The sequence below is a fragment of the Actinophytocola sp. KF-1 genome, from assembly GCF_054661535.1.
The window spans coordinates 33,671-53,013 of the sequence record NZ_BAAFVK010000017.1; the positions used below are offsets into that span (position 1 = coordinate 33,671).

General features: G+C 73.6%; 14 protein-coding genes and 1 pseudogene. 4 read left to right on the forward strand and 11 right to left on the reverse strand.

Annotated elements, in window-relative coordinates:
• Positions 1 to 372: 372 nt before the first annotated feature.
• From ACYQ77_RS38980 to ACYQ77_RS39010, 7 genes and pseudogenes are all read right to left on the reverse strand, one after another.
• The gene (locus tag ACYQ77_RS38980; RefSeq protein WP_459721291.1) at positions 373 to 1,491 is read right to left on the reverse strand and encodes a uroporphyrinogen-III synthase; all 1,119 of its coding nucleotides are present in this window, start codon (positions 1,489 to 1,491) and stop codon (positions 373 to 375) included.
• Positions 1,488 to 1,826: a nitrite reductase small subunit NirD gene (gene nirD / locus ACYQ77_RS38985; protein ID WP_459721293.1), complete on the reverse strand. Its 339-nt coding sequence runs from the start codon at positions 1,824 to 1,826 to the stop codon at positions 1,488 to 1,490. Before nirD ends, ACYQ77_RS38980 begins: the two co-directional genes overlap by 4 nt.
• Positions 1,823 to 4,327, reverse strand: coding sequence for a nitrite reductase large subunit NirB (gene nirB / locus ACYQ77_RS38990; protein ID WP_459721296.1), 2,505 nt, complete (start codon positions 4,325 to 4,327; stop codon positions 1,823 to 1,825). The genes nirD and nirB overlap by 4 nt, the downstream gene beginning before the upstream one ends.
• Positions 4,328 to 4,330: 3 nt before the next feature.
• A complete protein-coding gene (locus ACYQ77_RS38995; protein WP_459721298.1) occupies positions 4,331 to 5,854 on the reverse strand; it encodes an MFS transporter in 1,524 nt (507 codons plus the stop codon).
• 22 nt (positions 5,855 to 5,876) lie between these two features.
• A complete protein-coding gene (locus ACYQ77_RS39000; protein WP_459721301.1) occupies positions 5,877 to 7,319 on the reverse strand; it encodes an FAD-dependent oxidoreductase in 1,443 nt (480 codons plus the stop codon).
• Positions 7,316 to 9,346, reverse strand: coding sequence for a molybdopterin oxidoreductase family protein (locus tag ACYQ77_RS39005; RefSeq protein WP_459721674.1), 2,031 nt, complete (start codon positions 9,344 to 9,346; stop codon positions 7,316 to 7,318). The genes ACYQ77_RS39000 and ACYQ77_RS39005 overlap by 4 nt, the downstream gene beginning before the upstream one ends.
• A 195-nt stretch (positions 9,347 to 9,541) precedes the next feature.
• Positions 9,542 to 9,968, reverse strand: a pseudogene (locus ACYQ77_RS39010) (HD domain-containing protein).
• A gap of 113 nt (positions 9,969 to 10,081) precedes the next feature.
• On the opposite strand from ACYQ77_RS39010, the gene ACYQ77_RS39015 reads away from it, so the two are divergent.
• Positions 10,082 to 12,748: an AfsR/SARP family transcriptional regulator gene (locus tag ACYQ77_RS39015; RefSeq protein ID WP_459721304.1), complete on the forward strand. Its 2,667-nt coding sequence runs from the start codon at positions 10,082 to 10,084 to the stop codon at positions 12,746 to 12,748.
• A 646-nt stretch (positions 12,749 to 13,394) separates the two neighbouring features.
• Positions 13,395 to 14,015: a PP2C family protein-serine/threonine phosphatase gene (locus tag ACYQ77_RS39020; RefSeq protein ID WP_459721306.1), complete on the forward strand. Its 621-nt coding sequence runs from the start codon at positions 13,395 to 13,397 to the stop codon at positions 14,013 to 14,015.
• On the opposite strand, the gene ACYQ77_RS39025 is transcribed toward ACYQ77_RS39020, so the two are convergent.
• The 4 genes from ACYQ77_RS39025 to ACYQ77_RS39040 all read right to left on the reverse strand — a co-directional run bounded on the left by ACYQ77_RS39025 (position 13,990) and on the right by ACYQ77_RS39040 (position 16,918).
• Entirely contained in the window at positions 13,990 to 14,835 is an 846-nt protein-coding gene (locus tag ACYQ77_RS39025) for a TIGR03620 family F420-dependent LLM class oxidoreductase (RefSeq protein WP_459721676.1), read from the reverse strand. The two genes, ACYQ77_RS39020 and ACYQ77_RS39025, sit on opposite strands and share 26 nt — an antisense overlap.
• Positions 14,836 to 14,909: 74 nt before the next feature.
• Entirely contained in the window at positions 14,910 to 15,218 is a 309-nt protein-coding gene (locus tag ACYQ77_RS39030; protein ID WP_459721309.1) for an ArsR/SmtB family transcription factor, read from the reverse strand.
• Positions 15,219 to 15,227: 9 nt separating this feature from the next.
• Positions 15,228 to 15,998, reverse strand: coding sequence for an HpcH/HpaI aldolase/citrate lyase family protein (locus ACYQ77_RS39035; protein WP_459721312.1), 771 nt, complete (start codon positions 15,996 to 15,998; stop codon positions 15,228 to 15,230).
• Positions 15,995 to 16,918, reverse strand: coding sequence for a MaoC family dehydratase (locus ACYQ77_RS39040; RefSeq protein WP_459721315.1), 924 nt, complete (start codon positions 16,916 to 16,918; stop codon positions 15,995 to 15,997). The genes ACYQ77_RS39035 and ACYQ77_RS39040 overlap by 4 nt, the downstream gene beginning before the upstream one ends.
• 98 nt (positions 16,919 to 17,016) lie before the next feature.
• On the opposite strand from ACYQ77_RS39040, the gene ACYQ77_RS39045 reads away from it, so the two are divergent.
• Positions 17,017 to 18,165 (forward strand): MmgE/PrpD family protein, encoded by a 1,149-nt coding sequence (locus ACYQ77_RS39045; RefSeq protein ID WP_459721318.1) that lies wholly within the window; start codon positions 17,017 to 17,019, stop codon positions 18,163 to 18,165.
• On the forward strand, positions 18,162 to 19,343 hold the full coding sequence (locus ACYQ77_RS39050; RefSeq protein ID WP_459721321.1) for a CaiB/BaiF CoA transferase family protein: 1,182 nt from the start codon (positions 18,162 to 18,164) through the stop codon (positions 19,341 to 19,343). Before ACYQ77_RS39045 ends, ACYQ77_RS39050 begins: the two co-directional genes overlap by 4 nt.

The window sequence follows — 19,343 nt, forward strand, 5'->3', positions numbered from 1 at the left end:
CCGGCCCCCGATTGCCGGCCTAGCCCGGAGGACCGACAATCCCGGTGCCCCGTCATGGGGTTGTCCACAGGGGAGCCACCTGTCCACAGGCGCGGCGCCGAGGGCCGGGAACTGTCGGCCCCCTGCCGTACGCTGGCAACCGGGGGCCGGAGGCCAACCCCGTCGCGTCCGCGCGCAGACCGGACCCCGGCCCGTCCGCGCCCACCCGCTGTCCCGGGACCGCCGGGGAGCCCACCACCGGGCCACGTGAAGAGCCGCGCGTGCTGACCACGCCACCGGTGAGGAAGGGGCCCTTCACCACCGCCACCGCGAGCAATGGACCGACCACCACAGCGAAGGACCCCTTCCTCACGTCCATCCGCTCGCCGGCCGTCACGCCGGGTCCACCGCCAGCCGGTACCCGCGCTTCACGACCGTCGTCACCAGGTTCGGCGCGCCCAGGGCGGCGCGCAGCCTGCCGACCGCGGTCTCCACCGCGTGAACGTCCACAGTGTCCTCCCGCCCCGAGTGTTTCCGCAGCACCCCGGCCAGCACCCGCCGCGACAACACCCTCCCCGGGTCCTCCGCCAGCGCCCGCAGCACCGCCATCGGCGCGGGCGGCACCGGCCGCAGCTCGTCGTCCACCAGCACCGCCTGCCCCCGCACCTCCAGCTGGCAGCGCCCCACCTTCACGCGCGTCGCGCGCGCGGGCAGCGCCACCTCCAGCTCCCGCACCAGCGCCCCGATCCGCGCCCGCGACGGCTGGATCACCGGCACCCCGACCCTGGCGAGCGGGCTCGCCGTGATCGGCCCCACGCACACCACCAGCACCCGGTACCGCAGCGCGTCCAGCACCCGCTCCAGCCGGTCCTCCTCCGCCGCCGTCCGCAGCACGCTCGCCGCCGCCGGGGCGCTCGTGAACGTCAGCGCGTCCACCTGCCCCGCGACCAGCGCGTCCAGCAGCCGCGACAGCGGCGCCGGGTCGGCGGGGCCGGTCCACCGGTACACCGGCACCTCGAGCACCGACGCACCCGCGGCCGTCAACGCGTCGATGAAGTCCCGCAGCGGTTCGCCGTGCAGCTGCACCGCGATCCGCTTCCCCGACACCCCCTGGGCCAGCAGGTAGTCCAGCAACTCGGCACTGCCCTCCGACGCGGGCGCCCACGCCTCGACCAGACCCGCCGCCCGCACGGCGCCCTTGGCCTTGGGACCCCGCGTCAGCACCGTCGCCTTGCCCAGCGCGGCGAGCAGCGCGTCGCCGAGTCCCCAGCCCTCGGCGGCCTCCACCCACCCGCGGAACCCGATCCCGGTGGTCGCGACCACGACGTCCGGGGCCGCGTCGATCACGGCCTGTGTCTGCCGCAGCAGGTCCTCGTCGTCGGCCAGCGGGATGATCCGGATCGCCGGTCCGAACTGGACGGTGGCACCGCGCCGTGCCAGCAGCGCACCGAGCTCGTCGGCGCGGCGGGCGGCGGTGACGCCCACCGTGTAGCCGGCCAGCGGGGCGGTCACGGCAGGCCGACCAGGATGTCGTCGTCCTCGACCCGCACCGGGTACACCGCGACCGACACGGCCGGGTCGTCCACGCACGCGCCGGTGCGCAGGTCGAAGTGCTGCTTGTGCATCGGCGACGCCACCACCGGCACGCCGCCGAGGTCGCCGACGAGCCCGCGCGACAGCACCGCCGCCCCGCTGAACGGGTCCACGTTGGACAGCGCGTGCACCGCGCCCTCCGACGTCAGGAAGATCGCCACCTGCTCGCCACCGTCCAGCAGGGCCGCCACCCCGCGGTCGGGGATGAGGTCGGCCAGCCCGCAGACCTTCGTCCACGCCTGTGTCGTCGTCATCGCGCCACCACCGGCAGGCCGAGCGGCACCGGCTGGCCGCGTTCCTCCCGGAACGAGATCGTCGGGTCCGGGGTGCCCGGCGCGTTCACGAACGACGTGAACCGCGCGAGCTTCGCCGGGTCGTCCAGCACCCCCGCCCATTCGTCCGCGTAGGACTCGACGTGCTTGGCCATCGCCGCGTCCAGGTCCTCGCAGATGCCGAGTTTGTCGTCCACGATCACCTCCCGCAGGTGCTCGATCCCGCCGTCCATGGCCTCGATCCACGCGGCCGTGCGCTGCAGCCGGTCGGCCGTGCGCACGTAGAACATCAGGAACCGGTCGACGTAGCGGTACAGCTCCTCGGTGGACACGTCGGAGACGAACAGCTCCGCGTGCCGGGGCGTGAAACCGCCGTTGCCGCCGACGTAGAGGTTCCAGCCGTGCTCGGTGGCGATCACGCCGAAGTCCTTCGACCGCGCCTCCGCGCACTCGCGGGCGCAACCGGACACCGCCGCCTTGATCTTGTGCGGTGCCCGCAGGCCGCGGTACCGCAGCTCCAGGTCGATCGCGAGCCGCACCGAGTCCTGGACGCCGTAGCGGCACCAGGTGTCGCCGACGCACGACTTCACCGTGCGCAGCGCCTTGCCGTACGCGTGCCCGGACTCGAACCCGGCGTCGACGAGCCGCCGCCAGATCGCGGGCAGCTGGTCGACGGTCGCGCCGAACAGATCGATCCGCTGCCCGCCGGTGATCTTGGTGTAGAGCCCGAAGTCCTGCGCCACCTGCGCGATCACCATCAGCTTCTCCGGGGTGATCTCGCCGCCGGGGATGCGCGGCACGACCGAGTAGGTGCCGTTGCGCTGCATGTTCGCGAGGAAGTGGTCGTTGGTGTCCTGCAGCGCGGCCTGCTCGCCGTCGAGCACGTGCCCGTTGCCCAGCGAGGCGAGCATGGACGCGACCGCCGGCTTGCAGACGTCGCAGCCGCGCCCGGTGCCGTAGCGGGAGATCAGCTCGGTGAACGAGTGGATGCCGGTGGACCGCAGGATCTCGAACAGGTCGGCGCGCTTCTGCGGGAAGTGCTCGCACAGCGCGTTGGACTGCTCGACACCGGCCGCGGCCAGCAGCTGCTTGAGCATCGGCACGCACGACCCGCACGTCGTGCCCGCCTTGGTGCACGACTTGAGCCCCGGCACGTCGGCGCAGCCGCCGGCGATCGCGCCGTTGATCGCGCCCTTCGTCACCGCGTTGCACGAACAGACCTGCGCCTCGTCCGGCAGCGCGCCGATCCCGACGGCCGCCCCGCCCGCGGGCGCGATCATGGCGGCGGGGTCGCCCGGCAGGTCGCGGCCGACGAGCGGGCGCAGCAGCGGGTACTGCGCCGCGTCGCCGACGAGCACGCCGCCGAGCAGCGTCTTCGCGTCGTCGGAGACCACGAGCTTCTTGTAGGTGCCCGCGACCGCGTCGTTGAACACGACCTCCAGGGCGCCCTCGGTGCGGGCGTGCGCGTCGCCGAAGCTCGCGACGTCCACGCCCATCAGCTTCAGCTTGGTCGACGTGTCGCCGCTCTCGAACACGGCGTCGCCGCCGAGGAGCCGGTCGGCCACCACGTCCGCCATCGCGTTGCCCGGCGCGACGAGCCCGTACACGGTGCCGTCGACGCACGCGCACTCGCCGACGGCGTAGATGTCCGGGTCGCTGGTGACGCAGTCGCGGCCGACGGCGACACCACCCCGCTCACCGACGGCGAGCCCGGCCGTGCGCGCCAGCTCGTCGCGGGGCCGGACCCCGGCGGAGAACACGACGAGGTCCACGTCCAGTTCGGTGCCGTTGCCGAGCTTCGCGAGCAGGCGGCCCCGGTCCTCCTCGATGGACTGGGTGCCGGTGCCGGGGTGCACGGTCACGTCGAGCCGCTCGATCAGCATGCGCAGCAGCCCGCCGCCGCCGTCGTCGACCTGGAGTGGCATCAGCCGCGGCGCCAGCTCCACGACGTGCGGGGAGAGTCCCATGTCCCGCAACGCCTTCGCGGCCTCCAGGCCGAGCAGCCCGCCGCCGACCACGAGCGCGGCACGACGCCCACGCGCGGGCTTCTCGGCGGCGGCACGGACGGAGGAGCGGATCGCGTCCAGGTCCTCGATCGTCCGGTACACGTGGCAGCCGGGCAGGTCGTGCCCGGGCACCGGCGGCACGAACGGGTAGGACCCGGTGGCGAGCACGAGCGCGTCGTAGCCCACCACCGCACCGCCGCGGGTCGTGACCTTCTTCCCGGCCCGGTCGATCGCCGTCACCGGATCGCCGAGGTGCAGGTCCACCAGGTCGTCGCCGTCGAACGTGGCGCCGTCGAGCTGCAGGTCGAGCGGGTTCCAGGTGTCCACGTAGGACGTCAGGGCCACGCGGTCGTACGCGGGCCGGGCCTCCTCGGCGAACACCACCACCCGCCACTGCCCGGTCACGTCCTTCTCGCGCAGCGCCTGCACGAGCCGGTGCCCGACGGGCCCGTTGCCCGCCACCACCAGTGTTCTCATGTGCTACACCCCCGCGTGCGCGAGGCTCGGGACGCGGGCGACCGCGAAGCTCCTGCGCAGGTAGTAGAACCAGGTCATGAACGCGAAGACGACGTACGCGGCGAGGAAGACGTACAGCGCCGAGGTCGACCAGTCGTCGTTGGCCGCCGCCACCGCCTGCTTCGCGGCGAGCGTGTCCGCGGCGGCCACCTTCGCGGTGACGCCGAGGCTCGCCTGCCGGAAGATCAGCTGGATGAGGAAGCCGCCGAACGCGCCGATCGCACCGGCGATGCCGATCACCGCGGCGGCCTCCCGCTTGAACTTCAGCGCGGTCCGGCCCGCGTCGAGGCCCTTCTCCGCGGCCTCCTTGCGGCCCAGCTCACCGAAGATCACCGGGATCATCCGGTACGTGGACCCGTTGCCCGCACCGGAGAGCATGAAGATCACCATGTAGGAGGAGAAGAACAACGCGAAGCTGTGCGCGTTCACCCCGACGATCGCGAGCATGGTGAACAGGCCCATGCCGACGAAGCAGAACAGCGTCACCCGCGCGCCGCCGATCCGGTCGGACAGCCACCCGCCGAACGGTCGGGCCACCGACCCGATCAGCGCGCCCACGAACCCGAGGCCCGCCAGGTAGGTGGCGATGAACGGGTGCTGCGCGAGGAACTCCGGGAAGGTGTTCTTGATGACGAGCGGCAGCGCGAACGAGTACCCGATGAACGAGCCGAACGTGCCGATGTAGAGGATCGACATGATCCAGGTCTGCCCGTGCCGCAACGAGGACACGTAGGACTTCGCGTCGGAGCGCGCGTGGGTGATGCTGTCCATGAAGAACCACGCGCACAGCGCCGCGATCACCACGAACGGCATCCAGATCAGCCCGGCGTAGGCGAGGTGCACCTCGTGCTGCGGCAGCCGCGCCGCGGCCGTCGGCACCCCGATGATCACCACGAGCGGCACGACCAGCTGCACGACGGCCACGCCCAGGTTGCCGCCCGCGGCGTTGAGACCGAGCGCGAGGCCCTTCTTGCGCTCCGGGTAGAAGAACGAGATGTTGGCCATCGACGAGGAGAAGTTGCCGCCGCCGACACCCGCGGTCGCCGCGCAGGCCAGCAGCACCCAGAACTGCGTGTCGTGCGACTGGCTCGCGAGCCACCCGCTGGGCACCACGACCGCCAGCGCGGTCGCCGGGATCAGCAGCAGGCTCGCGCTGATCACCGTCCACAGGCGACCGCCGAAGCGCGGCACCGCGAACGTGTACGGGATGCGCAGCGCCGACCCGATGAGGTTCGGCATCGCGGTCAGCCAGAACGTCTCCGACAGCGTCATGGGCAGCCCGGCGTTCGCCAGGTTGATCACGACCACCGACCACAGCACCCAGATGGCGAAGCCGAGGTGCTCGGCGAAGATCGAGAACACGAGGTTCTTGCGGGCGATCCGCTTGCCGGTGGTCTCCCAGAACGTCTCGTCGTCGGGGTTCCAGTCGTCGATCCAGCGGCCGTTGCGGCGGGTGGGTGCGGGCGTCGATTCGATCGTGGCGGTCACGTCGCGGTCTCCTCGGGAGGGTTCAGGCCGTGCCTTCATCGGCGGTGGCGAGCCAGCCGGCGATGGCGGTGACGGTGTCGCGGCAGCCGCCGCACCCCGTGGTCGCGCGGGTCGCCTGGGCGAGGCCCGCGACGCCGCGGGCACCGCCGCGCCACGCCTTCACCAGCTGGCTCTTGCTGACGGTGTTGCAGCGGCACACCGTTGTCGCCGCCGGTAGGTCTGCCGGGCTGTGCGCGGCCGAGGCACCCGGTGGGAGTGCGCGGCCGAGCAGCAGCGCCAGCCGGTCGGACGGAGCGGGGATCCCCCGGTCGTACAGCTGTGTGATCGCGGCGGCCGCGTCGGGCGCGCCGAGCACGATGGCGCCGGACACCCGGTCGTCGCGCAGGACGAGCTTGGCGTACCGGCCACCCGCCGGGTCGGACAGGCAGAGGACCTCGGCGTCCGTGCTGTCCACGGCCGCGTGGACGTCGCCGAGCGCGGCGAGGTCCACGTCCTTGGCCTTCAACCGGGTCACGACCGGGGTGCCGCGGTAGCGGGCGGCCGGCCGGGCGCCGGTGAGCAGGTCCGCGAGCACGGCGGCCTGCTCCCACGCGGGTTGCACGAGCCCCGAGACCGTGCCGGGGTGCTGGGCGCAGTCGCCGATGGCGTGCACGCGGGGGTCGTCGGTGCGCAACAGGTCGTCGACGACGATGCCGCGTTCGACGGTCAGGCCCGCGTCCTGCGCGAGGCCGGTTTCGGGGATGACCCCCGCGGACACGACGACGAGGTCGGCGGGCACGTGGGTGCCGTCGTCGAGCTTCAGCCCGTCGCCGGGCACGAACCGGGCGGCCTTCACGTTCAGCCGCACCTCGATGCCGAGCGTGGCGAGCCGGGCCGCGAGCACCGCGCCCGCGCCGGGGTCGAGCTGGCGTTCCATCAGGTGGCCCACCGGGTGCACGACCGTGACGAGGTTGCCGCGGCTCGCCAGTCCCCTGGCGGCTTCGAGGCCGAGCAGCCCGCCGCCGACCACCGCGACCGGCGCACCGGGCCGCGACGCGGCGACGATCTTCTCGCAGTCGTCGAGGGTGCGGAACGCGACCGCACCCGGCGCGACGGCGCCGTCCACGACGAGGCCCTCGGTCGGCGGCAGCCACGGGCGGCTGCCGGTGGCGAGCACGAGCGCGTCGTAGTCCACGCTCGTGCCGTCGTCGAGGGCCACCTTCCGCGCCCCGCGGTCGATGCCGGTGACGGTCGTACCGAGCCGCAGGTCGACGTCGTGCCGGTGCGCCCAGTCCTCGTCGTGCAGCCGGACCATCGCCGGGGTCATCCCGCCACCGACCACACTGGACAGCAGGATCCGGTTGTAGGCGGGGTGCTGTTCCGCGCCCACGACGGTGACGGCGACGTTCTCCGTGTCGCGCCTGCGGATCTCCTCCGCGAGCCGGGACCCGGCCATGCCGTACCCGGCGATGACGATCCTTCTCACGGCGTTGCCTCCAGTCGCACGGCGCACACCTTGAACTCGGGCATGCGGCTGGCCGGGTCCAGCGCGGGGTTGGTGAGCAGGTTCGCCCGCGCGTCGCCGGGGAAGTGGAACGGCAGGAACACCAGGTCGACGCGGATCGTCGGCACGCACCGCACCCGCGCGCGGACCGTGCCGCGCCGGGACACGACGTCGGCCACGTCCCCGTCGGCGAGCCCGGCCCTGGCCGCGGTGTCCGGGTGGACCTCCACGTACATCTCGGGCACGGCCGCGTTCAGCTCGGGCACGAGCCGGGTCTGGGCGCCGGACTGGTAGTGCTGCAGCACGCGGCCCGTGGTGGCCTGCAAGGGGAACTCGTCGTCGGGTGGCTCCGCGGGTCCACTGTGGTCGACCGCGACGAACCGGGCGCGGCCGTCGGGGTGGGCGAACCGGTCGAGGAACGCGCGGGGCGTGCCGGGGTGGTCGGTGGACGGCACCGGCCAGTGCAGCGCCTCCCCGGCGCGCAACCGGTCGTACGACACGCCCGCGTAGTCGGCGATCCCGCCCGCCGACGCCCGCCGCAGCTCGTCGAACACGGTCTCCGCGTCGGCGGGGAACCGGTCCGCCGGCTGCCCGAGCCGGGTGGCGAGCCCGCGCAGGACCTCCAGGTCGCTGCGCACGCCGACCGGTGCGCTGACCGCCTTGCGGCGCAACAGGACGCGGCCCTCGAGGTTGGTCATGGTGCCGTCCTCCTCGGCCCACTGCGTGACCGGGAGGACGACGTCGGCCATGGCGGCGGTCTCGGACATCACCACGTCGGCGACGACGAGGAGGTCGGCGCCCCGGAGCCGCTCGGTGATGCGTCCGGCGTGCGGCGCGGACACGACCACGTTGCTGCCGAAGACGAGCAGCCCTTTCGGCGCGGCGTCGAGCAGTTCGTAAGCGGACCGGCCGGGCCCGGGCAGATCGTCCGGGTCGACGCCCCAGACGGCGGCGACGTGCGCGCGGGCGGCCGGGTCGTCGAGCTTGCGGTAGCCGGGGAGCTGGTCGGCCTTCTGGCCGTGCTCGCGGCCGCCCTGCCCGTTGCCCTGACCGGTGAGGCAGCCGAACCCGGAGCCCGACCTGCCGGGCAGGCCGAGTGCCAGCGCGAGGTTGATCCAGGCGCTGACCGTGTCGGCGCCGCGGGCGTGCTGCTCGGTCCCCCGCGCGGTCAGCACGTAGGCGTTGCCGGCGGCGGCGAGCATGGCGGCGGCGGCCCGCTGGTCGGCGGCGGCGACACCGGTGACCCGCTCGACCCGCTCGGGCCACCAGGCGGCGGCGATCCGCCATACGTCGTCGAAGCCGGTGGTGCGCGCGGCGAGGTAGTCGTGGCGCAGGTGACCGTCGGCGACCACCGCGTGCAGGATGCCGAGCGCGAGCGCCAGGTCGGTGCCGGGCGCGGGCTGCAGGTGCAGGGTGGCCAGCTCCGCGGTGGCCGACCGCCGCGGGTCGACCACGATCAGCTCCGCACCCCGCAGGTGCTGCACGAACGGCGGCATGGTTTCGGCGGGGTTACCCCCGACCAGGAGGATCGTGCCGGCGCCCTGGAGGTCCTCGACGGGAAACGGCAGCCCACGATCCATGCCGAACGCCCTGGTCCCGGCCGCGGCGGCCGAGGACATGCAGAACCGTCCGTTGTAGTCGATCTGCGAGGTGCCGAGCGCGACCCGGGCGAACTTGCCGAGGAGGTACGCCTTCTCGTTGGTCAGCCCACCCCCACCGAACACGGCGACCGCGTCCCGCCCGTGGCCGGCCTGCAACTCGATGATCCGGTCGGCGACCAGGTCGAGGGCCCGGTCCCAGCTCGTCGGCCGCAGCTCGCCGTCCACTCTGACCAGTGGCGTCGTCAGCCGGCCTGGCGACCCGAGCAACGTCGCGGCGGTCCACCCCTTCTGACAGAGACCACCCCGGTTGGCAGGAAAGTCACGCGGTTCGATCTCGGTACCCGTGAGCCGCATTCCACATTGAAGGGCGCAGTATGGGCAGTGTGTGTCGACGGTGCCGGTGCTCAGTGGTAACGGGCTGGCCGCAATCGTCACGCGCTGTCCTCCTCGATTCGGCTGATGAGGACGCTAAGGAGCGCGTGTTACTGCCACGTTCGCGAATGTTTCAGGCATGCGACATTGCCCGCGCCTGAACACGCGGCGGCTGGTGAGGACGGCGGCCGCGGACCAGCCATTCCGCCAGGTCGCGGGACACAACGCGACTCAACGGGCACGCCAGGCAAGCGGCGAAAGGGTGACCGCCGCCGCAGCGATCCGCCTGCCGGTCCGCGTCGTCAGTCCACTGCGAGCCGACTCGATCCATTCGCCGACGCGGCGGACACCGACCTCGCGGTACTCGACCGCCTGCAGGAGCATCTCCAACTTGTCGGCGTCCTTGGCACACAACGCCTCGGCCGTCATCCGTGACTCGTACTCGTCGACGGCGCCGCGGACCAGCTCGCGGGACCGCCCGGGCAGTTCGGCGGTCCTCGGCCGCGATGATCGCGGCCGGCTGGGCGACCCGCACGGTGTGCTCGGCGACCGACTCCGGGTCCCGCACGCCCGCATGCCACCAGCCGGAACGCCGCACCCGCTTCAGCACCCCGAGTTCGTAACCGAATGCGGCCAGCGCCGCGGCCTCGTCTGGCATGTCGTGTCCTCTCCGACGAATGGGCGATGCGTGCCGGTGCCCGAAAGCTCCAACCAGGCCAACCCATCACAGCCGGTTCCGTTTCGCACACTCCGCGCATACGATCTCAGTCGGTGGTGACGGTCCTGTTCCGCGTGCTCGGGCCTCTCGAAGCCGAAGTCGAGGGGCGTCTCGTCGCGCTCGGCGGACCCAAGCCGCGTCTCCTGCTGGCCACGCTCCTCATGCGACCGAACAGCGCGGTCAGCACGGACGTGCTGGTGGACGTGCTGTGGCCGGAGTCCCCGCCGCGCTCCGCCGCCGCCAACGTGCGGACCTATGTGCACGGTCTGCGCCGCCTCCTCGACAACCGCATCGAGCACCGGCCCGGTGGGTACCTGCTGCGCGCCGAGCCCGGGGAGATCGACCTCTGCCGGTTCGAGGAGACCCGCGACCCCGACCTGTGGCGCGGCCCGTTCCTCGCGGACCTGCCGGGGAGCCACGTGTTCGACGCGACCGCCGCCCGCGCCACCGAGATGTGGCTGTCGGCGCGCGAGGACCGGCTGCGGGCGCGGATCGAACGCGGTGACCACGACGCGGCGGCCGCCGAGCTGCGTGGCATGCTCCGCGACCACCCGCTCCGCGAGGAGCTGTGGCAGCTGCTCATCCACGCGCTGACCGCGGCCGGCCGCCGCGCCGACGCCATCCAGGCCTACACCGAGGCCGAGCGCATCCTCCGCGACGAGCTGGGCGCCGCACCCGGCGCCGCGCTGCTCGCCGCGCTCTCCCCCGTCTGCCAGCTGCCGCTCGACCTGCCCGACTTCACCGGCCGCGACGACGTGGTCCACGACCTCGTACAGCAGGTCCGCAACCGTGCCCGGCCCACGGTGGTGGTGCTGTCCGGGCCGCCCGGGGTGGGCAAGTCGGCGGTGGCCGTGCGCGTCGCCCACCTGGTGCGCGCGTCGTTCCCCGACGGTCAGCTGCACGTCGACCTGGCCGGCACCTCGGCGTCCCCGCGCCGGCCCGCCGACGTGCTCCCCGAGCTGCTGCGCGCGCTCGGCCACACCGAGTTGCCGCACGGCCTCGCCGAGCGCACCGCGCTGCTGCGGTCCGCGCTCGCCGCCCGCCGCGTGCTGCTCGTGCTCGACGACGCCGCGAACGCCGCCCAGGTCGCCCCGCTGCTGCCCGGCGCGGGCGGGTCGGCGGTGCTGGTGACGAGCCGGGTCATGCTGCCCGACCTGGTCGGCGCGCGGCCGGTCGAGCTGGACGTCCTCCCGGACGCCGAGGCCGCCCGGCTGCTCGACGGCATCGTCGGCGCCGCCCGCACCCGCGCCGAGCCGGACAGCGCGGCCGCGATCCTGCAGTTCTGCGGGCACCTGCCGCTCGCGATCCGGGTGGCGGGCACCCGTCTCGCGCACCGCCGCGGCTGGGCGTTGCGCACGCTCGCCGACCGGCTGCGCGACGAGCGCCGCCGCCTCGACGAGCTGGCCGTCGGCGACCTCGCCGTCCGCGCGAGCGTCGGCCTGACCTACGCGTCCCTGCCACCCGAGGCGGCGCGGGCGTTCCGGCTGCTCGGCCTGCTCGGGCCGGTGCGGTGGCCGGGGTGGGTGGTCGGCGCGCTGCTGGGGCGGGAGTCCGCCGATCACGTGCTGGACCTGCTGGTCGACAACCACCTCGTCGAGCTGGTCGGCTCCGACGACACCGGCGCGCCCCGCTACCGGCTGCACGACCTGCTGCGCTGCTACGCCGCCGAGCTGTCCGAGAAGGACCGCGCCGCGGTGCTGCGGGTGCTGGACGGCTACCTCGCGCGGGCGTCGGCGGCGGCGGCCGGGATGCCGTACTTCGGTGTGCTGCCGGTGGCCGCCGCACCGATGGCGGCGCCGGCGGCGTGGTTCGAGGCCGAGCACCGCGCGTGCGTCGCGATGGTGTCGCTGGCCGAGGCGTGGGGCGCCGACGACCACGCGTGGCGGCTCGCGACCACGCTCGCGCCGTACTTCGACCTGCGCGGCAACCAGGACGACTGGCAGCGCACGCACGCGGTGGCGCTCGCCGCGGCCCGCCGGGCGGGGGACCAGCGCGGCGAGGCGATCGTGCTGCGCAACCTCGGCCAGGTCGCGCTGTACCGCGACGCGTACGCCGACGCCGAGTCCGCGTTCACCGACGCCTGCGTCCTGTTCACCGGCATCGGCGACGCGCAGGGCGCCGCGGTCGCGCGTGCCGGGCTCGGCACGGTGCTGCGGCTGCTCGGCGAGCACGAACGGGCGCTGGACCACTGCCACGCCGCGCTCGAGCTGTTCGCGCGGGTCGGCGACCGGCACGGCGAGGCGGTGGCCCGGCTCGCGGCCGGTTCGGTGTGGCTCGCGCTCGGCTGCCTCGCGCCGGCGGGCCGCTGGTTCACCGACGCGTACGAACTGTGCGCCGCCATCGGCGACCGGCACCGCGAGGCGCACGCGCTGAAGCGGATCGCCGCGCTCCACCAGCAGCGCGGCGACCTGGTGGCGGCACGCGAGCACGTCGCGCGGGCGCTCGTGATCTTCCGCGAACTCGACGACGAGCACTGCGTCGGCTACACCAACCAGAGCCTCGGCGAGCTGTGCCTGGCGGACGGCGACCTTGCCGACGCGGACCGGCTCCTCGCCACCGCACTCGACCTGCACCACCGCAACGGCGACCGCCGCTCGGAAGCGGACGTGGCCGAACTCCTGGCCCGCCTGTACGAGACGAGAGGCGACCCGGCAACAGCCCGCCGCCACGCAGACCGAGCCCAGGCAATCCGAGCATCCCTACTGATCGCAACCCCGTAACCCCGCGAGTCCCCCGCCCAGACCCCGCGAGTCTCCCGTCCAGAACCCGCGAGTCTCCCGTTCGCGACCGGTGAGTCTCCCGTTCGCGACCTCCGAGCCGGAAGCCATGTCGCGAACCGCCAACTCGGACGTCCCGAACGGGGGACTCGCGGGTTCCGAGAGGGCGACTCGCGGGTTCTGGGAGGGCGACTCGCGGGTTCTGGGAGGGCGACTCGCGGGTTCTGGGAGGGCGACTCGCGGGTTCTGGGAGGGCGACTCGCGGGTTCTGGGAGGGCGACTCGCGGGTTTGTGCGCATATCGCCACACGTTTGCGGGATATGGCGTGGTCGCGACCCGCCGTACCATTTTGTGCGCAGAGAGTTCCCAGGCAGGAGGTCGGCATGCTGGTGGACGGGTGTAGCTGCGGGTGCGGTGGTTGCGGTAGCAGCGACTGCTGCGGAGGCAAGTGCGGTTGCTGATTCGACCGTGACCGTCGGGCTCCGGGGACCGGCCCGGAGTCCGGCGCTCTGGTTCCACAGCCGATCTTCACAGCGTCCTCAGCGATCTCACAGCTCGCGCCCGGATCCTCGGTCGTAGAGGGAGTGAGGAGGCCGCGATGCAACCACAACCGGTATGGCGCACGGCCGGCCGGCGGGGACCCCGGTCGGTGAACGCGGACGCCGTGGCCGCGGCGGATGGCGTGGTGGCGCTGGCCGACGGCGTCGGGGACAGCGTGGCCGCCGCCCGGGCGGCCATGGCCGCGGTGCACGCGGCGGTCCGCGTGCCTGCCACGGCGGGGCCGAGCGCCGCTCTGTCCGCCGCCCGCAGGGCCGTCGTCGACGGCGACTGCGTGCTCGTGGTGGCCCAGCCGTACGCGGGTGGCTACCACATCGGGTGGGTGGGCGACGTGCGCGCGTACGCGTGGGACGGCGTGGACCTGTGGCAGCTGACCAGCGACCACACGCTCGCGCAGTACGTCCGCGACCGCGGCGGCCGTGTCGAGCCCCGCATGGAGCACCTCGTGACCACGAGCGTCCGCACGGCGGCGCCCGACGAGTACGGCCTGAGCTCGACCGGCACCGCGAACCTGCTGCTCACCACCGACGGCGTGCACAAGACCCTCACCCACGACGCCATGACCGCCGTCCTGCGCACCGCGGCCGACCCGGCGGAGGCACTGGTCGCGGCCGCCATGGCGGCGGGGGCGCGGGACAACACGACCGCGGTCATGCTCTCCCGCGCCCCCGCCCCGGCCCTGCCGACTACACCCCTGCCCGCAGCGGCCTGAGCGCGTCCCCCAGCACCCGCCACTGCGGCAGCGCCGACTGCCCTTTCTCCACCCCGATCACCTGGACGGCCACGTGGTCGGCGCCCGCGTCGAGGTGCGCCCGCAACCGCTCCGCGATCGAGTCCGGTTCACCCCAGAACACGAGGTCGTCGACGATGCGGTCGCTGCCGCCGCCCCCGATCTCGTCGTCGCCGTACCCGAGCCTGCGGAACTTCGCCACGTTGAACGGGGTGGTCAGGTAGGGGTGCAGGTGCTCACGCGCGATCGCCCGCGCCCGCGCCGGCTCGGTCTCGAAGAGCACCGCGTGCTCGACGGCGAGGAAGCTGTCCGGCCCGAGGATCTCGCGTGCCTGCACGGTGTGCGCGACGGTGACGTGGTAGGTGTGCGCCCCCAGCGCCCGATCCCTGGCCAGCGCGAGCATCTTGGGCCCGTAGGCGGCGAGCACCCGCGGCACCGGGGTCTCGAACGCGTCCAGCTCGTCGAGGTAGCCGTTCATCAGGGTGAGCGGCGTGACGCCCGGTCGCCCGGCACTGACGCCGAGCCCGAGCAGGTACCGGTCCGGGTAGGCGTCGGCCAGGAGTGCCGCGCCGCCGTGCGCCGCCCACGCCTCCCGAGCGGTGACCTTCGCGATGCCGTTGACGACGCGGACCCGTTCCGACGCGGCGAGCAGCAACCCGGCCAGCGAGAACGCCTCCCTGCCGCCGACCTCGGGGAACCAGAGCCCCCGCCACCCCAGCTCGTCGAGCTCCTGGACCTCGTCCCGCACCAGCGAGGCGGGCTGGTGCTCGAAGTCGAACGTGTAGATCCCGAACGTCCCCATGTCATGTCTCACATATCGAAGTATCGCAGATTCTCGATATGAAGGACAAGTCGCGTCCCGCACACCGGTTCCCGTCAGATGCTCTGCCCGAGCACCTCGACGAGGTCGGCGATCCGCTGCTCGTCGCGCTTGTAGTGGGTCCACTTCCCGACCCGGGTCGACCGCACGAGGCCGGCCCGCTCCAGCTCGGCCAGGTACGCGGACACCGTCGACTGCGCCAGCCCCGCCTTGGCCTGGATGTGGCTCACGCACACCCCGACGTCGACCACGTTCTCCGGTGCGAAGTGCCGCTCCGGCTCACGCAACCACCGCAGCAGCTGCAGCCGCACCGGGTTCGACAGTGCCCGCAGCGCGCGGACCAGGTCGGGGTCCGCCACGTCCATGCGGCCAGCCTACTTCGCCGCGCGGTCGAGGATCCTGCGCGCCCGCAGCAGCACCGGCCGGTCCACCATCTGCCCGCCGACCGCGGCGACGCCGTCGCCCGCCGTGAGCACCGACCGCGCCCACGCGATCTCCGCCGCCGACGGCCGGAACGCCTCGTGCACCACGGGCACCTGCCTCGGGTGCACGCACAGCTTGCCGGTGAACCCCAGCTCCACCGCGTGCCGGGTGTCGGCGCGCACGGCGTCCACATCGGACAGCGCCGTGGTGACGCCGTCGACCGGCGGCGCGCACCCGGCCACCGCCGCGGCGAGCACCAGTGTGGACCGCGCGTGCAGCAACGCCGTGCGGGACAAGGGGTCCACGCCGATGTCCGCCGCGAAGTCGATGCTGCCGAACACCGGCCGCACCACGCCCGCCACCGCGCACAGCTCGGCGGCGGCCGCGATCCCGCGGGCGGTCTCGACCAACGGCAGCACGGACGGCAGCCCGTCGAGGTCCTCCGGCTGTTCGGCCTTCGGCACCATCACCGCCGCCGCGTTCCGCACCGCGGCCAGGTCGCCTGCGTGCCACGGCGTCCCCGCCGCGTTGATCCGCACCACCGCCGTGTGCCCGCCCCCGAGCCACGCCGCCACGTGCTCGCGGGCCGCGTCCTTCGCGGCGGGGGCCACGGCGTCCTCCAGGTCCAGCACCACGACGTCGGCGCCCGCGGCGTCCGCCTTCGCGAACCGGTCCGGCCGGTCGCCCGGCACGAACAGGAACGACCGCGCGTCCGCGATCACGCCAGCACCGCCGTGAACCGCCAGTCCAGCACGCCGTCCACCACGGACCGCAGCGTCACGAGGTGACCGGCCACCGCGAGCACCTCGATCTCGCTGGTCAGCGTGTCACCCTCGTGCACGGGCCCGAGGTGGTCGCAGCTCTCCCACGCCACGACCGTCACGATGTTCGGGATCGCCCGGCACACCTGCGCCAGCGCGACACCGATCGTGTGCCCGCCGTAGACGAGGCGCGGGTCGCCCGCGTGGTGCGTGGTCGCGATGTTGACGGTCAGCCGAGCCAGCTCGGGCGCGTTCGAGACGACGTCGCCGCCCGGCACCCGCCACCGCCGCCCGACGGCCATCGCACCGGCGTGCTCGCCCGGCACGCGGGCGCGGAACGCGCCGAGGTCCCAGTCGGGCACCTCCGGCGTGCCGGACCGGCCGACCGTCGACAGGTCGTCGGCGTGCCCGGTCGGCTCGGCCGACCGCAGCGGCAGCATCGCGCACCGCCAGAAGTCCAGCACCGGCCGGTCGTGCTGGTCGACGGTCGTGATCCGCAGTGCCGCGAGCCCGGTCGGCGGCCGGTCCGGCTTGCGCGCGTTCTCCTTCAGCCCGACCACCTCGGTGACGGTCCGCAACGTGTCGCCGATCAGCGGGAACCGGTGGAACGCGAGCCCGCGGTAGAAGAGGTTCGCCCGCACCTGCCTGGTGACCACCGTCGACTGCCCGATCGCGACGTCCCACACCAGCGCGGGGTGCGCGAGCGGCGCCGCCCCGGTGACCGCGCGCGCCAGGTCGTCGTCGAGCGGCAGCCGCAGCCGGTCGCCCAGCACGGCCTGGTGCACCGCGGCGTGCCCGCTGGTGAGCGTCACCGACGGCGCCCCGTCGAACCGGTCGCCGACCGACAGCTCGTCGAACCACGGGCCGTCCACGATCTCCACGTGTCCTCCAAACATCCGGCCAAACTCACGGTAGGCCCAGTTGACACCCTGCACAACGCGATGTGAAATTGGCCGTACATTTGGCCGGAAGGAGTGCCATGGCCACCACGGCCGAGCTGCTGGCGCGCTGGGCGCACGAGTACGAGCCCACGGACGCGGACCTGGACCTGGCCCACCGCGCGCTGACCGACACGGTCGCGGTCACCGTCGCCGCCCGCGACAGCCACATGCGCGCGCTCACGAAGGACCTCCCGCACGCGGCACGCTGGGCGGCGGTCGGGCACGTCCTCGACTTCGACGACCTGCACCTGCCGTCGACCGCGCACATCAGCGTCGTGTGCGTCCCCGCGACGCTGGCCGCGGGCGGCGACGCGTCGGCGTACCTCGCGGGCGCGGGCGTCATGGCGCGGCTCGGCACGGCCCTGGGCTGGGCGCACTACACGCGCGGCTGGCACGTCACGTGCACCGCCGGCGCCCCGGCCGCCGCCGTCGCGGCGTCGGTGGCACTGGGCCTGTCCCCCGCACAGACAGCGAACGCACTCGCCCTCGCCGTGCCGCAAGCGGGTGGCGTGCAACGCGCCTTCGGCAGGGACGGGAAGGCGCTGCAGGTCGGGCTGGCGGCCGACGCCGGTGTCCGGGCGGCCCGGCTGGCCGCGGCGGGCGCGACCGCGGACGTCACCGCGCTCGACCAGTGGCTGACGCTGCTGGGCGGCGACCCGGCCGCGGTCGACCTCGACGGCCCGGCCGTCCCGGGTGGACTCGCGATCAAGCTCCACCCCTGCTGCTACGCACTGCAGCGCCCGATCAGCGCCCTGCGCGGCGTCACCGGCGACGTGCGGAGCATCCACGTCCGCACCCCGGCCGCAAGCACGCAGCCGCTGATCCACCACCGCCCGACGACGGGCCTGCAGGGCAAGTTCAGCATGGAGTACGCGATCGCCGCCGCCCTGCTGGACGGCAGGCCAGGGTTCGCGAGCTTCACCGACGCGGCCGTCCGGCGGCCGGCGGCGCAGCGGCTGATCTCGTTGGTGGAGCTGGAAACCACCGAGGGCGGCGAGGGCCTGCTGACCGGCGAGGTGACGATCACGCTCGACGGCACGCGCACGTTCGTCGAGGAACTGCCGCCCGGCGCACCGGACCGCCCGCCGACGGACGCGGAACTGGCGGAGAAGCTCGCGGACTGCGGCCTGGACGGCGAATGGGACTGGACGACCGCCCGTGCCCTGCTGACCGAGGAGGTCCAGTGACCCTGCCCCTGTCCGGCATCACCGTCGTCAGCGTCGAGCAGGCGGTCGCCGCCCCGTACGCGACGCGCCAGCTCGCGGACCTCGGCGCCCGCGTGATCAAAGTGGAACGGCCGGGCGGCGGGGACTTCGCGCGCCGCTACGACGAGTCGGTCCTCGGCCAGTCGAGCTACTTCGTGTGGCTCAACCGGTCGAAGGAGTCCGTGACGCTCGACGTGAAGCACCCGGCGTCCCGCGAGATCCTCGACGAGCTGATCGCGGACGCGGACGTGTTCGTGCACAACCTCGCCCCCGGCGCCGCGGGACGGCTCGGCCTGCACGCGGAACCGTTGCGGGCGCTGAACCCCCGGCTCGTGCACTGCACGATCTCCGGCTACGGCACCGACGGCCCGTGGGCGCACCGCAAGGCGTACGACCTGCTCGTCCAGTGCGAGACCGGCGTCGTGTCGCTCACCGGCACCGAGGGGCACATGGCGAAGGTCGGCATCTCGATCGCCGACATCGCGGCGGGCATGTACGCGTACTCGGGCATCCTGACGGCGTTGCTGCGGCGGGCGAACACGGGCGAGGGCACGACCGTCGAGGTGTCGCTGTTCGAGGCGCTGGCCGAGTGGATGGGCTCCCCCGCTTACTACACGCGCTACGGGCCGCACCAGCCGAGGCGCGTCGGCGCGGAACACGCGACGATCGCCCCGTACGGCCCGTTCACCAGCAAGGACGGCGATCCCGTCGTGCTCGCCGTGCAGAACGAACGCGAATGGGAGGCCCTGTGCGACCGGCTGCTGGGCGACCCGGCGGTCGCCCGTGACGAACGGTTCGCCACCAACTCGGCCCGCGTCACCCACCGGGAGGCGCTGAACGCGTTGCTGCAGCGGCGTTTCGACGCGCTGAGCACCGCGGACGCCGTGGCGCTGCTGGACGAGGCCGGCGTGGCGAACGGGCGCGTCAACTCGGTCGCCGAGTTCCTGGACCACCCCGTCCTGGCCGGACGCGGGCGCTGGCGCGAGGTGGGCAGCCCGGGCGGGGTGATCGAGGCGCTGCGCCCGCCCGCGGACCTGGGTGGTGTGGAACCGGTGATGAACCCGGTCCCGGCGCCCGGTGAGCACACCGAGCGGGTCCTGCGCGCGCTGGGCCGCACCGACGACGACATCGCGGCACTGCGCGCCGCACGAGCGATCTGA

Excerpts from the sequence above, each read along its gene's own strand:
- ACYQ77_RS39025 (WP_459721676.1), bottom strand. The coding sequence starts at position 14,835 with ATGGGGACGTTCGGGATCTACACGTTCGACTTCGAGCACCAGCCCGCC.
- nirD (WP_459721293.1), bottom strand. The coding sequence starts at position 1,826 with ATGACGACGACACAGGCGTGGACGAAGGTCTGCGGGCTGGCCGACCTC.
- ACYQ77_RS39045 (WP_459721318.1), top strand. The coding sequence starts at position 17,017 with ATGGCCACCACGGCCGAGCTGCTGGCGCGCTGGGCGCACGAGTACGAG.
- ACYQ77_RS39030 (WP_459721309.1), bottom strand. The coding sequence starts at position 15,218 with ATGGACGTGGCGGACCCCGACCTGGTCCGCGCGCTGCGGGCACTGTCG.
- nirB (WP_459721296.1), bottom strand. The coding sequence starts at position 4,327 with ATGAGAACACTGGTGGTGGCGGGCAACGGGCCCGTCGGGCACCGGCTC.